This is a genomic window from Paenibacillus sp. tmac-D7 (assembly GCF_006519665.1).
In the GTDB taxonomy this organism is placed as follows: Bacteria; Bacillota; Bacilli; order Paenibacillales; family NBRC-103111; genus Paenibacillus_G; species Paenibacillus_G validus.
The window spans coordinates 1-12,973 of record NZ_VIDW01000074.1 but is presented as its reverse complement, the minus strand read 5'-3'; the positions used below and the strand labels follow the sequence as shown (position 1 = coordinate 12,973).

Annotated in this window: 13 protein-coding genes and 1 pseudogene; 8 read left to right on the top strand and 6 right to left on the bottom strand. The window is 57.0% G+C overall.

Annotated elements, in window-relative coordinates; genetic code table 11:
* On the bottom strand, window positions 1-3,237 hold a 3,237-nt coding region (locus FKP33_RS25790), incomplete at its 3' end, for a DNA polymerase III subunit alpha (protein ID WP_141336714.1).
* 297 nt (window positions 3,238-3,534) lie between these two features.
* Between FKP33_RS25790 and FKP33_RS25785 the strand changes: the two genes are divergently transcribed.
* From FKP33_RS25785 to FKP33_RS25775, 3 genes are all read left to right on the top strand, one after another.
* Window positions 3,535-3,867: a YtrH family sporulation protein gene (locus FKP33_RS25785; protein WP_054798453.1), complete on the top strand. Its 333-nt coding sequence runs from the start codon at window positions 3,535-3,537 to the stop codon at window positions 3,865-3,867.
* A complete protein-coding gene (locus FKP33_RS25780; RefSeq protein ID WP_236595980.1) occupies window positions 3,864-4,373 on the top strand; it encodes a sporulation membrane protein YtrI in 510 nt (169 codons plus the stop codon). Before FKP33_RS25785 ends, FKP33_RS25780 begins: the two co-directional genes overlap by 4 nt.
* Window positions 4,374-4,445: 72 nt before the next feature.
* Complete coding sequence (locus tag FKP33_RS25775; protein ID WP_054798454.1) at window positions 4,446-4,742, top strand: YtpI family protein; 297 nt, start codon at window positions 4,446-4,448, stop codon at window positions 4,740-4,742.
* Between the two features lie 153 nt (window positions 4,743-4,895).
* Here the strand turns inward: FKP33_RS25775 and FKP33_RS25770 are convergent, their stop codons facing one another.
* Window positions 4,896-6,242, bottom strand: a complete 1,347-nt coding sequence (locus tag FKP33_RS25770; protein WP_127609090.1) for a DRTGG domain-containing protein — start codon at window positions 6,240-6,242, stop codon at window positions 4,896-4,898.
* Between the two features lie 141 nt (window positions 6,243-6,383).
* Between FKP33_RS25770 and FKP33_RS25765 the strand changes: the two genes are divergently transcribed.
* The gene (locus tag FKP33_RS25765; protein ID WP_230876311.1) at window positions 6,384-6,710 is read left to right on the top strand and encodes a hypothetical protein; all 327 of its coding nucleotides are present in this window, start codon (window positions 6,384-6,386) and stop codon (window positions 6,708-6,710) included.
* 75 nt (window positions 6,711-6,785) lie between these two features.
* On the opposite strand, the gene FKP33_RS25760 is transcribed toward FKP33_RS25765, so the two are convergent.
* Both FKP33_RS25760 and FKP33_RS25755 read right to left on the bottom strand, forming a co-directional pair.
* The gene (locus FKP33_RS25760; RefSeq protein WP_127609089.1) at window positions 6,786-7,067 is read right to left on the bottom strand and encodes a hypothetical protein; all 282 of its coding nucleotides are present in this window, start codon (window positions 7,065-7,067) and stop codon (window positions 6,786-6,788) included.
* A 97-nt stretch (window positions 7,068-7,164) separates the two neighbouring features.
* Window positions 7,165-8,298 (bottom strand): acyltransferase, encoded by a 1,134-nt coding sequence (locus tag FKP33_RS25755; protein WP_236595981.1) that lies wholly within the window; start codon window positions 8,296-8,298, stop codon window positions 7,165-7,167.
* A 173-nt stretch (window positions 8,299-8,471) separates the two neighbouring features.
* Here FKP33_RS25755 and FKP33_RS25750 point away from each other — a divergent pair, with 173 nt between their 5' ends.
* Together FKP33_RS25750 and FKP33_RS27380 are read left to right on the top strand one after the other, a co-directional pair.
* Window positions 8,472-8,792: a hypothetical protein gene (locus FKP33_RS25750; RefSeq protein WP_054798457.1), complete on the top strand. Its 321-nt coding sequence runs from the start codon at window positions 8,472-8,474 to the stop codon at window positions 8,790-8,792.
* Window positions 8,793-8,948: 156 nt separating this feature from the next.
* Entirely contained in the window at window positions 8,949-9,107 is a 159-nt protein-coding gene (locus FKP33_RS27380) for a hypothetical protein (protein WP_155615501.1), read from the top strand.
* A gap of 233 nt (window positions 9,108-9,340) precedes the next feature.
* Here the strand turns inward: FKP33_RS27380 and FKP33_RS25745 are convergent, their stop codons facing one another.
* Window positions 9,341-9,997, bottom strand: a complete 657-nt coding sequence (locus tag FKP33_RS25745) for a deoxynucleoside kinase (protein WP_127609088.1) — start codon at window positions 9,995-9,997, stop codon at window positions 9,341-9,343.
* 107 nt (window positions 9,998-10,104) lie between these two features.
* Window positions 10,105-10,677, bottom strand: a complete 573-nt coding sequence (locus FKP33_RS25740; RefSeq protein WP_306439400.1) for an NUDIX hydrolase — start codon at window positions 10,675-10,677, stop codon at window positions 10,105-10,107.
* 409 nt (window positions 10,678-11,086) lie between these two features.
* On the opposite strand from FKP33_RS25740, the gene FKP33_RS25735 reads away from it, so the two are divergent.
* Window positions 11,087-12,454 (top strand): YheC/YheD family endospore coat-associated protein, encoded by a 1,368-nt coding sequence (locus FKP33_RS25735; RefSeq protein ID WP_141336712.1) that lies wholly within the window; start codon window positions 11,087-11,089, stop codon window positions 12,452-12,454.
* 69 nt (window positions 12,455-12,523) lie between these two features.
* Window positions 12,524-12,973: pseudogene (locus FKP33_RS25730) on the top strand (YheC/YheD family protein); the annotation flags it as partial.

The window sequence follows — 12,973 nt, the reverse complement described above, 5'->3', positions numbered from 1 at the left end:
CGGGGGCAGCCCGCTCTTGACCGCCTTCAGCTCGAGGTGCGGGTCGTTCAGCGCGACGAGGCGGTCGGCGAGCAGCTTCACTTGCTCGTCGTCGCCCAGCTGCAGCTTGGCGACGACGAGCACGGGCTTGCCCTTCTGCACGAGCGGCGCGAACGTCTTCCACGCTTCGGGGAACAAGACGACTTCGACTTTGCCGACGCGGTCCTCCAGCTCCATGAACGCCATCGGCTGCCCTTTCTTCGTGACGATCGTTTTGTTCCCGACAACCAGCCCTGCGACCATGACCTCGCTGTGATCCGGATATTCGGGCAGCAGCGCGATCGTATCCGTCTCCAGCTTGCGCAGGATTTGCTCAAAATCGTCGAGAGGGCTGCCGGAAATATACAGGCCCAGCAGCTCCCGCTCCAGCTCGAGCTGCTGCATAAGCGTGAACGGGGGCATGTCGGGATACTCGACCTCCCAGCTCACTTCTTCGTCGAAGCCGTCAAGCACGAGCTGCAGCGCTTCGCGATCCTTGCGCCACTTCACAGCGGCTTCAACGGCTTCTTCGAGCATCGCGAGCTGCTGGGCGCGATGCCCCGGCAGCGAATCGGTCGCGCCGCTCTGGATGAGCGATTCCATGACACGCTTGTTGCACACCCGCAGATCGACGCGCCGGCAAAAATCGCTCAGGCTCTCGTACCGCCCGTCCTTCCGCTCCTCGATGATCGACTCGATCGCATGCGTCCCGACGTTCTTGATCGCCGCCAGTCCGAAGCGGATCGCCGGATCCTCTCCCGAGCGAACGGACGTAAACAGAAAGCCGCTCTCGTTCACATCCGGCGGCAGCACGGCAATGCCCATTCGACGGCACTCGTCAACATATTCCGCCACTTTGTTATGGCTGCCCATCACCGCCGTCAGCATGGACGCCATAAATTGCACCGGGTAGTGCGCCTTCAAGTACGCCGTCCGGAAGGCGAGCACCCCGTACGCGGTCGCATGGGCGCGCGGGAAGCCGTAGTCGGCGAAGCGCACGATCATGTCGTAGACGCGGTTGGCGTCCTCCTCGGCGTAGCCCTGCTGCAGACTGCCCTGCACGAAATGGGCGCGCTGCTCGTCCAGCACCTCGCGCTTCTTCTTGCTGACCGCGCGCCGCAGCAAGTCGGCTTCGCCGAGATTAAATCCGGCCATCCGGGAGGCAATCTGCATGATCTGCTCTTGATAGACGATGATGCCGTACGTATCGCGCAATATGGGCTCCAGATCCGGATGCGGGTAGTCTACCTCGACTTGCCCGTGCTTGCCGGCGATATATTTCGGGATAAACTCCATCGGGCCCGGCCGATACAGCGCAAGCACCGAAATGATATCTTCAAAATGCGACGGCCGCAGCTCCTTCAGCACCCGCCGCACGCCCGGCGACTCCAGCTGAAACACGCCGGTCGTATCGCCCTTGCCGAGCAGCTCGTACGTCTTCGGGTCGTCCGTCGAAATTTGTGTCCAATCAATCGTCACCCCCAGCTGCTCGCGCACCCATTCGAGCGTCCGCTCGATGATGGACAGCGTGCGCAGGCCGAGGAAGTCCATTTTCAGCAAGCCGATGGACTCCAGATGCTCCATCGTGTACTGTGTCAGCGGCGTCTGTTCATTGCCCTCCTGAAGGGGCACGTACTGCGTTAACGGCTCTCGCGAGATGATGACGCCCGCGGCATGGGTGGAGGCATGACGCGGCATCCCTTCCACCTTCCTCGCCATCTCCAGCAGCTCGGCCGTCTTCGGCTGTTTGGCGGCGAGCGCCTTCAAGTCGGGACTGATCCGCAGCGCCTCCTCCAGCGTAACGCCGAGCTGGTTCGGGATCAGCTTCGCCGCCCGGTCGACTTCGTTGTACGGCAGGTTCAGCGCCCGGCCTACATCGCGAACGGCGGCCTTCGCCGCCATGGTGCCGAACGTGATGATCTGCGCCACGCGGTCGCGCCCGTACTTGCGCACCACGTAATCGATCACCTCGTCGCGCCGGAGGTCGCTGAAGTCGATATCGATATCCGGCATCGACACCCGCTCCGGGTTCAGAAAGCGCTCGAAGAGGAGACGATATTGAATCGGGTCGACGTCGGTAATGCGCAGCACGTAAGCGACGAGACTGCCCGCCGACGAACCCCGGCCCGGTCCGGTGACGATCCCGTGCTCGTGCGCGAAACGGATGAAATCCCACACGATGAGAAAATAATCGGAGTAGCCCATTCGCTCGATGACGCCGAGCTCGTAGCGCAGCCGCTCTTCCACTTCGCGCCGCCATTCCGGCTCCAGCCATTCGCTTGACCGGCCGTAACGGCTTTCCATCCCTTGAAGGCAAAGCTCGGCCAAATATTCGCCCGCTGTCATCCCTTCGGGAATCGGGTCGAATTGCGGGAGAATGGACCGCCCGAATTCGAGCTCGAGCTGACAAGCTTCGGCAATGGCGACCGTATTCGCCAAAGCGTCAGGGACGTGTCCGAACAACCCGGCCATCTCGTCCGCATGTTTCAAATACAGCTGGGTAGTCCCCATCCGAAGACGCGCTTCGTCGTCCACCGTCTTCCCGGTACCGATGCAAATGAGAATATCCTGCATCGTATGATCCGGCTCTCTCACATAGTGGACGTCATTCGTCGCCACCATGCGAATGCCGGTGTCTTCGCTGAGGCGAATCATGTCGCGCAGCACCTTTTTTTGCTCCGTTAAGCCATGATCCTGAATTTCCAGGAAGAAATCGTCGCCGAAGATGCCGCGGTAGCGCAGCGCCGCCTCCTTCGCTTCCTCGTACCGGTCGTGCAGCAGATGCTGCGACACCTCGCTGCCGAGACAGGCGCTGGTGCAAATGAGTCCTTCCGAATGCCGGTCCAAGTGCTCCAGATCGATCCGCGGCTTATAATGAAACCCTTCCAGGTGGGCGATCGAGCAAAGCTTCATTAAATTCTGGTATCCGGTCATATTTTTGGCAAGCAGCAGCAGGTGGTAAATGGGCTGCTCCTGCCGCGAGCCCTTGTTCCGGAGGGAACCGGAGGTGAAATACATCTCGCAGCCGATGATCGGCTTGATCCCCTTCGCCTTGCATGCTTTATAAAAAGGGATTGCCCCATACATGACGCCATGATCCGTCAGCGCCAGCGCCTTCATGCCCAGCTGCGCGGCTTGGCTTACCAAATCGTCGATGCGCGCAGCGCCGTCGAGCAAGCTGTATTCGCTATGTACGTGCAAATGAACGAAATCGGTCATACCGCAGCCTCCCCGCTCCATATTCATTACAAAATATTTTAGCATAATGCGAACAAGTGTGCCATATAGATGATAGTATAAGCATCGGTCAAGCCCGGCTTGGACGACGCAGCACGTGTCCGCGAGCGGTCCGGCCGGGGTAGAGGCTGCCGGTCCGGCGAAGGAACGTAAGCCGAATGTAGGCGAACAGCCGGAGGAGGCGCATGCGATTCGTTTGCAGACAGCCGGCGATAGCTTGAATTTTCGCTCATGCGTTCGTCGATCTGAAGATTCGCAGGAAAAAAGGAGGGCCTGGAAGTGGCATCATTTTGGGCAAAATGCTTGTTGGATTTCTTTGTAGCGTTCGGGGTAGTGCTGGGAGGCACCATGCTCGCCGGCATCTGTTCGGTTATTACGCTGGAGCCCCCGGTTCACAAAATGCTGAACATTGCCGAGCAAATCAAAATTTGGGCGATGGTCGCCGCCATCGGCGGGACGATCGATCCGATCCGGGCGATCGAGACGCATTTTCAGGATGGGCAAATCTCTCCGGCGATTCAGCAAATGATGTACATCGTCTGCGCCTTCGTCGGCGCGCATATGGGGACGACCTTGATCCAATGGATCTGCCGGGGAGGGAACACCGGGTGAGAGTCCCTCCCTTCGAAACCGGATTCGGCTATTTGCGCGCTGTCGGACTCGTGATCGCCGGCATGGTGATCGGAGCGGCGCTGTTCCTGAGCATTTACAATCAGCGGCTGAACATGATGATCGTGGAAAACCGCGAGCTGCTCGCAGAAAAAAGCCGGCTGGAAGGCGAGGTCGCCGATTTGCGCAAAACGAAAAATCAGCAAACGACGATCAATTTGCTAAACATTTATATCGAACCGGGCGAGCACACAACCCTGGACAAATTGACCGAAAGCGAGCTTAAACGACGCATTCATTCCCAGTTGAAGCCCGTCGTTGTGGGGCGTAAAATTTCCGAATTCGCCGCCATGCCCGAGGTATACGAGCAAATTTTGTATGAAAAGCCGATGCTCGGCGTGATGGATAACGACTATATGGTGCAGTCTGTGAAGTGGATCGTCCTGACCCAGTCGGAATTGAAGGTGTGGGTGACCGTAAAAGAGTGGAAACGCATCCCGGTACCGTGACCAGTTGATTTCCAAGTCTGAAATCGATAAAGTGATTACAGACACTTGGCCATAAGGATGTGCTTGCAAGAAATGACGCTGCCAACAATACAATGGATGCTTAGCGTGCTGATTATTATTTTCGTCGTGTTCTCGGTGTATTACAGCTTTCGGTTTCGGCGAGCGACCGATCCGAAACAGCGCGGACTTTACGGGGCGAGGATGAACATTTTCATGGGCCTGATGCTGATTGTCATCGCCGTCTCCCAGCTGTTTTTCTTTACGGATTCCGTCACGCGCCGCATTTTCGGGACGGTGTGCTTATTGCTCGGTTTGTTCAATTTGTTCGCCGGTCTCCGCAACCACAGCCACTACAGTCGGAAGGCTTAAGCGGTTGGCGGCCGGTTGGACGGCATGCTTCGGTGGAAGCTGCGTGTAAGGGCGGAAAGCGCGTACGACGTGCTTCCGCCCTTATGACGTTGGGGCAGCGGCACGCCCTGAAATAAAAAGGGCTCGCCTCCGCCCTCTCCGTCGCCCCACCGCTTACCCCGGCTCGATGACCTGCGCGGTCAGCATCGCCTTCGCTACAAGCGCGCCCCCGTGGAACATCTCTACATCGAGCTTGCCGAATTTGCGGCTGACCTCGATCATTTTCGGGCGAATTTCGACCAGGCTGTCGATTTGCACCGGTTTGACGAAGTAGGAAGACATGTTGTCGACGACGATGTCGCCCTTCTTCACATCCTGCATCGCATGGTAGGCCGCCTGCGTCATAAGTACGGTCAACACGCCCTCGGATACGGTGCCGAGGCGGTTAATCATTTGCGGCGTGATCGTACCCCGGAATACAAGCTGGCCGCCGGCGTCCTTCTCCTCGCTGAAGCCTGCCCAGATCAAATCCTCGAACGTCTCCCCGTGCTGCGGCTGGCGCTGCACGTGCTGCATCGCCTTCAGCACGTCCTGGCGGCTGATGACGCTGACGATTTTACGCCCCGCGTCGACGATCGGCAGCAGTTCAATCCCCTCCCACACCATCAGGTGGGCGGCCGAAGCGACCGACGTATTCGCCATCGCGGTAACCGGATTGCGGGTCATCAACTTATCGAGCGTTTGCGTCGGCCCGGCACCGATCAAGTCGCGCGAGGTGATGATGCCGATCACCCGGTTCCACTCGTCGACGATCGGAAAACGGCTGTGGCCCGTCTCTTCGTGCAGCCGCTGCCAATCCTCTATCGTATGATTCGCCTTCAGCACAAACACCCGCATCGGATGCGTCAGAATGTCTTCAATCAGCAAAATCTTTTTCTTGATCAGCCGGTCATAGATGGCCCGGTTAATCATCGAAGCAACGGTGAACGTGTCGTAGCTGCTGGAGATGATCGGCAGCTGCAGCGTGTCAGCCAGCTGCTTCACCTCGTCGCTCGTCCCGAAGCCCCCGGTAATAAGCACGCCCGCCCCCTGCTCCAAGGCACAAAGATGCGCCTTGGCCCGGTTGCCGACGATCAATAGGCTGCCCGGATCGATATAACGCATCATCGCATCCTGCTGCATCGCTCCGATGACGAATTTGTGCAGCGTCTTCTCCAGCCCGTCAAGGCCGCCGAGCACTTCCCCGTCGACCATGTTCACCACTTCGGCGAACGTCAGCTTGTCCATCTGATCGCGCAGCTTCTTCTCCACGCGTACCGTGCCTACGCGCTCTTTCGTTGCGACCAGCCCGATCGCATCGGCTTCCTTGATGGCCCGATAGGCCGTTCCTTCGCTGACGCCCAGCTTCTCGGCGACTTTGCGCACTGAAATTTTGCTGCCGATAGGCAGCCCTTCGATATATTTTAAAATTTGCTCGTGCTTGGTTGACGTGTCGTGATTCATGGGACCGAATTCGTCCATCTGTTCCACCTTCCTTCGGCTCGCTGTATCATCCTGTATTACCCATTATCATACCACGAAACGAAGCCGGGCAGTACTGTAATCGGAAGGCTCGGCTCCGCATAGGATAGAAGTAGATGGATATTTTTCAGGAGGTGGCTGATGATGAATGCGCCTTATCCCGCTCAACCCCAGACCGTGTTCGAGTTGGACGTTAAGGAAGTCGACACGCTGACGAAGTGCAAAGCAAAAATTCATGCGGCATGCGTGCAGCACATGCACAGGCACGTACGGGTGCAAATGGTGCATGGCGGAACGCATGAAGGCATCATCGTACATATCGACCATTATTACGTGTACCTGCAGGTGCTGCAAGGTCACAGCCGCGCTTTCCTGCCTTATCCGTATTTCCCCTACGACCCTTACTACAGCAACGTCATTCTGCCGCTTGCGCTGTTCGATTTGCTTGCCATCGCGCTGATCGTGTGAAGGGTCCGACCGGAGAAAGCCGAAAAAAAGTCCGCACCTTTCCTCACGATCAGAGGGAGTACGGACTTTTCTTATTTACCTGCGGACCTGCAGCACCTTCCGCTTGCCGGTCACCGCTTGCTGAAGCTGCCAGCGCTTCATCCGCTTGATCTTCAACAGCGTGCGCTTCTGCTCTTCCTCCACGCCCAGCAACTCATGCAGATGCGCGGCCACGACCAACAGCGCGAACCCGATCCACACCAACCCGAAAATCGTGCCGGGCGACGTCCATGCCCTGAGATCGAGGCTCGGCACCGCGAAAGCGATCATGCCGAGCGTCAATCCCATAAACACGATGTTCTTCGTGCCTTTCCCCATCGTACGCCCTCCTCTCCTACAACTTGTACAGTTCATTGTATGAGCGTACGCGTGAAAATATCACTCTTTCTCAGGCGCCGGCCTTCGTCCGGACAGGTTACTTGCGCAGCAGCTTCATGATCCGTCCGTACGCGTATACGAGCACCCACGGGACGATCAGGCTTGCAAGAAAAGCGCCGAACGTATAAGCGTGGTACATGGCGATCGACCCGCCGGGAAGCGTAACATGCGTCTTGTAATACGTCAGCACAGCCGGATGCATCAAATAGACGCCGAACGATACGGCTCCTAAACTCGTCAACAGACGCGATATCAACTTCCACCGCGCAAGCGCGATTTGGCAGAGACGGATGAGCGTCATGGAGACGAAGGCGGCATATCCGAAGAACAGCAGCTGGTAGCCGTACCCGGGAAGCTGGAGATGGAACCGGCCTTCGGCCACAAACAGGCCGACGAACGCGCAGCCGATCAACAGCGTCAGGGTTGACACCCAGGCGAAATTGGCCCGCAGCCACCCCGAGAACCGCTCGTAGTACAGCCCCATCCAACCGCCCAGCGCGAACATGCTGAAATAATTGATGCATAGCGAAGCCATGTGATCGAACGGCCTCACCCAATAATGGTACGCGTACAGCCCTGCATGGACGGCCAGCCCGATCCATACCAGATAGCGCCGAAATGACGGCCAAGCCTTGCACATCCACATCAGCAGCGGGAATATCAAATAAAATTGCACGATAATGATCATGAAATACAAGTGGTACGAGGCGTCCGCCCACGGCAGCAGCTCCCCGAATTCCGCCGCATCGAAATGGAGCCGGGCACGGTCATAGATCCACTGATTGTACAAGTAGTAAAACAACGACCAGATCAAATAAGGGAACAATACTTGCCGCACCCGGCGCACATAAAACAAGAGCGCCTGCTTTCCCCCGAAATCGTCCTGATACCGGTAAAACAATACGAGACCGCTGAGTAAAATAAACACCGGTACGGCGAAATTGCTCAGTTTATTCAACGTCAGGTACATCGCTTGCGAACCGCTGCCGAACGCCAGTTCAACTGTAGCGTCCGCCGTCGCATGAATGATGAGAACCGCCAAAATCGCTGCAGCCCGAACGAGATCCAGCTCCAACAGCTTCGGCTTCGAAATTTTTTTTACATTTGTCAAATCGTTCGGTCCTTCCCGTTTCTCATATAGATCAATGATGCGCTTCCAAAAATTTATCACAATTCCCGAATTCCCGCCACTAATCGGTCGATATAACGGGCAATTTACCGGGAGCCGCAGCCGTCCTGGCCGGAACGGAACAGAACGAGACTGCCGGGCGGACGCTGGCGAATAAATCCAGACCGGAGGACGAATAATACACGCGAACAGCTACTGTCAAGGAGGATATCGCCATGCAAAACGTATCGTATCAACAATTTTTGGAACAGCAGCAGCTGCAGCACATGCAGCAAGCCCAGGAAGCGCAGCAGGCGTTAAACAAAACCGGCCTGAACAATTTCTCGCAAAGGCTGCGGCAGCTGCAGCAGCAATTCGTCCAGGTGCAAATGGATCTGCAGCAGGCGCAATCGCAGGTGGAAACGCAAATGAACGCCCAGCAGCGCCGGATCGTGGAAATTCAGGGGCGTTTGCAGCAGTGTATCCAGCAAATGGACATGCTGATCCAAACTTCGCAAAATCAACCGTCCCCGTCCTCCCCCCTGAACGTTATGTAACAGGGCTGCTCAAACTCCGGTCCTCTCTTCCAGCGAGCGAAAATTGCGGGATCAGCCCGGCATCGTCCTGGATCGTTTGTTCTGCTGCGGATAAGCCTCCACCGGAACGGTGAAACTACCTATTACCGCCAATGGACAAGGGAGGCTTTGCCAGAAATGCCAAACGAGGAACGATTCGCGCCGGAAACCGACGGCGATCCGCAGACGAAGTACGAGGATACGGGCGTGCATCCCCGCTACGACTTAGGCGTAGAAGCGACGGAACAGGATGCGCCGGCATCGTCCGGTCAACCGATCCGGACGAACGATCAATAACGTGCGCCGCAGCCTGAGCGGCAGGGGCAACCAGCTCTGGCCCAGGCTCCATTCGGGACTTGCATCCCGGAGATGACGCCCGTACAGGGCGCATGCACAGCAAACCGTCCGGACTTGTCCGGACGGTATTTTTGCGAACCCCTGGGCCGGAGGCTCTTGGAGCGGGCGGCGTTCCGCCCGCTTTCCCTGGTCTCCCCCGCGAGGAGAGCACTGCGCCGGCGACGCTGCGCACCTTAGACGATTTGCAAGTCCATCAGCTTTTCTTTCACGGCGGCCACAAGCGCAGCCGCATCTTCCGGGCGGTGGACGACATCCATCTGATCCATGTCCACGATCAACACCTCGGAAGCGTTATAATGGTTCATGACCCAGTGGTCGTAGCCGGACCATAAGAGACGGTAGTATTCCACCAGCGACGCATCCTGCTCGAAGCTGCGTCCCCGAAGACTGATGCGGTGCATCACCGTGTCGAAGGAGCCTTTCAAATAGACCATAAGATCGGGAGCTTTCTTCGGAAGCTCGGCGAGCTCGGACATCATATTATCGGCTAACCCTTCGTACACCTCAAACTCCAGCGGACTGATGCGGCCCAGCTCCAAATTGACCTTGGCGAAATACCAATCCTCATAAATGCTTCGATCGAGCACGTTGCGGTTATGTACAAGCGCCTGTTTGATCGCTTTGAATCTCGAATTTAAAAAGTGCAGCTGAAGTAAAAACGGGTACCTTTTTTTCTCGATTTCTTCCGGTGAAGCCGTATAAAATAAAGGCAAAATCGGATTATCGTCCACACTTTCGAAGAACACTTCGGAATGCAATGCTTGTCCGAGCAGCGTGGCCACCGATGTTTTGCCAAGCCCGATCATTCCCCCGACTACAATCACAGCCATTGGTCCCCTTTCTCCTTTAACCCAAGTAAGTTGCCTGGTTTGCCAGCTGTCCATAATGAAGCTTTCTCATTATAGCAGGGAAACCGGCGCGGGGGAACCGCCAGTGATTACCTGCAGGAAGCTCCGACTTTCCCGACCGCGTAACCGAATCCGCCGAACGACGCGACCGGCTGCTTGTCCGCAAAAAGGCCTTCTTTTCTGGGCGTCATGGCGATATCGACAAGCCACTCTGTGAAAGTAGCCACTGGCATCGTTCGCATTTCCTCCAGACTAAAAAATCCCGCCGCATCGGCCTCCACTCCGTCAGGCACCGGCTCCCCTTCCACATAATCCATGCGAAAGGCGATGTACACATTATGGACGTTTGTCGGCAGATCGCGTACGGCAATAATTTCCTGGACCTTCGCCCGGATGCCGCTTTCCTCGTACACTTCACGGACAATCGTGTCCTCGATCGGCTCCAGCTGCTCGATGTAGCCGCCCGGATTCGTCCATTTGCCCTTCCCCGGCTCGATAGCGCGGCGAACGAGCAGCACTTTATCGTCACGCACGACCAGTGCCCCGACCCCGATGCTGTAGTTGCCCCAATGGACAAAAGAGCACGCCGTGCACGCAAGCCGTTCCGTCCCATCGATGTCCTTCTTGGCCAAGGCGCTTCCGCATTCCATACAATACTTCATATCCACTAGACTCCTTCTCTCTGTTAGCACATGTCTTCACAGGTCGGCGCTGCGCCTTAACCTGCAGAAGCCCCATATTCAACGTATTCTCCAAATCTATCGTTCCATACTTCCATATATTTTACCTTCTTTACTATAAAAAAAGAAGTGTTCTTTCTGCGGCCGATGTCGAAAAGGCGGCAGCCTCTCGATCTGATCGAGAAGCGCCGCCCGGGCAAGCTCATAAGCCTTATCGTACATATTCATGGGCATCTGCACCTTCTTTTCAAATGATTCGATTGTCGAATTCGGTTGCATTTCTTTTCACCAAGGGATAAACGCCCTCATATGATGAAGCAGCTGGTTTCTAAATGTTCCAAGCGCGACCGGCCTTCATGCGGGATTCGCCTGCGCTAGGAAGGGGTACCACATGAAAAGAACAAAGGTAAGGATCCAAATAAAATCGTCCGACATGACCGCTGACAGCTCCCTGCTGATGATCAGCTATCCGATCGTGCGCAAGTGGAAAATTCCGCTGCATCAGCCGCTGCAGCTCCGGTACGGCGGAAGCCGGGAGGACGTCAAGGTCATACCGGTCTCCAAGGCGGGAATGCTGCTCATAGGCGCCGCGCTGGCGGCCAGGCTTGGGCTGGCGTCCGGCAACCAGCTCTGCTTGCAGTATAAAGCCTCCAGCCGGACGCTCCAGCTCGGCCCGTTGATCGGCGTCATGATGAGCCGCGTCAATGCCGGCGTCCCGGATAAACCATTCGGCGCCAACACGGCCTTCTGCCGGGAGCTGACCAATGCGTGCAAGCAGTACGGCGCTTCCGTCTTCTTCATCACGCCGGACGACATGCAGGGCGCGATCGATACGGTGCGCGGCTGGCATTACACGAACCGCTGGGAGACCGCGACGTTCCCTCTGCCGCATGTGCTCTACAACCGGCTGACCAGCCGCAAGCTGGAAAACCGCGCGACGGTACAGCAGTTCGTCGAGCATGCCCGATCACAGCAGAGCACGGTCTTTTTCAACACGACATACTTGAATAAAACGGAGGTATTCGATGCGCTCGGCAAAGAATCCGGTTTACAGATGTACTTGCCCGAGTCGTATTTGCTGAAGACGTTTCTACAGCTCAAGTCGATGTGCGCCAAGCACGCCACGGTGTTCCTCAAGCCGATCACCGGCAGTCTCGGCAAAGGCATCATCCGGATCCGCAAACAACCGGACGGTGCGTATATCTGTCATTTTACCAATCTCAGCGGAACCCGTAAACAATCGTTCACCTCGCTCTCCTCACTGTATGCGGCGATTTCCGGGAAAATGAAAACACAGCGCTACCAGATTCAGCAGGGGTTACAGCTGCTCACGGTGGGAGGGCGTCCTGTCGATTTCCGGGCGCTCGTGCAGCGGGGCAAAACCGGCCAATGGCGCATTACGTCCATCGTAGCCCGAATTGCCGGCAATCATCACTTCGTATCCAACCTTGCCCGCGGCGGAACGCTCAGCTCAGTCAAAGAAGCGTTAGCCCGATCCGATTCGGCGGCAGCCGTCGACGGTTATGCGAAGCTGCGGCGGGCGGCGCTGCATATCGCTAAAGGGATAGAAACCCAGATCGAAGGCCATTTCGCGGAACTGGGGGTCGATTTGGCACTCGATACGAATGGGCGGGTTTGGCTGATCGAAGTCAATTCCAAGCCGTCGAAGGAAGATAATACGCCGCTGTCGAGCGACCCTAAAATTCGCCCTTCGGTCAAACTGCTGGTGCAGTACGCCCGCTCTGCGGCGAAGTTTTGATTCCCCATGGAGCTAAGGATGAGGAATCCCCTGTGAACGAAACAAATTTACGGTTGTGAGGTGCAGCGCATGATGATCTTCGGCAAAAACGCTGGCGGCGAACGCACGGTAGGCATCATGACTACGCCGGCCGAATACACGCCGCCTTTTGAAAACCGCGGCTTCTACCGCCGCTTATGTTTGCTTGGCCCGCGTCTCCACCTGTCCGTGTATGTGTTTACGCCGAACAGTGTCGACTGGGAGCAAGAACGGGTAACGGGTTACACCTATGAGGCGTCCGCCGGGCAGTGGGTCCCCGGCACGTTCGCCCTGCCGGCCATCGTCTACGACCGCTGCTTCTTCACGACGCGGCGCCAGTATGCGGACTACCGCGAGACGATGGGGCGGCTGCAGCGGCATCCGAACGTCCGGCTGCTCGGCAGCGGCCTGAAAGGCAAGCTGGACGTCCAGCGGCTGCTCGCGCGCGACCGCGACGGCCGCTTTAACCGCTACCTGCCGCAGACCGAGCTGCTGCGCAGC

Coding starts and splice junctions, on each gene's coding strand:
- FKP33_RS25775 (WP_054798454.1), top strand. CDS start 4,446: ATGACGCTGCCAACAATACAATGGATGCTTAGCGTGCTGATTATTATT.
- FKP33_RS25770 (WP_127609090.1), bottom strand. CDS start 6,242: ATGGACGAATTCGGTCCCATGAATCACGACACGTCAACCAAGCACGAG.
- FKP33_RS25765 (WP_230876311.1), top strand. CDS start 6,384: ATGATGAATGCGCCTTATCCCGCTCAACCCCAGACCGTGTTCGAGTTG.
- FKP33_RS25760 (WP_127609089.1), bottom strand. CDS start 7,067: ATGGGGAAAGGCACGAAGAACATCGTGTTTATGGGATTGACGCTCGGC.
- FKP33_RS25750 (WP_054798457.1), top strand. CDS start 8,472: ATGCAAAACGTATCGTATCAACAATTTTTGGAACAGCAGCAGCTGCAG.
- FKP33_RS27380 (WP_155615501.1), top strand. CDS start 8,949: ATGCCAAACGAGGAACGATTCGCGCCGGAAACCGACGGCGATCCGCAG.
- FKP33_RS25745 (WP_127609088.1), bottom strand. CDS start 9,997: ATGGCTGTGATTGTAGTCGGGGGAATGATCGGGCTTGGCAAAACATCG.
- FKP33_RS25740 (WP_306439400.1), bottom strand. CDS start 10,677: ATGAAGTATTGTATGGAATGCGGAAGCGCCTTGGCCAAGAAGGACATC.
- FKP33_RS25735 (WP_141336712.1), top strand. CDS start 11,087: ATGAAAAGAACAAAGGTAAGGATCCAAATAAAATCGTCCGACATGACC.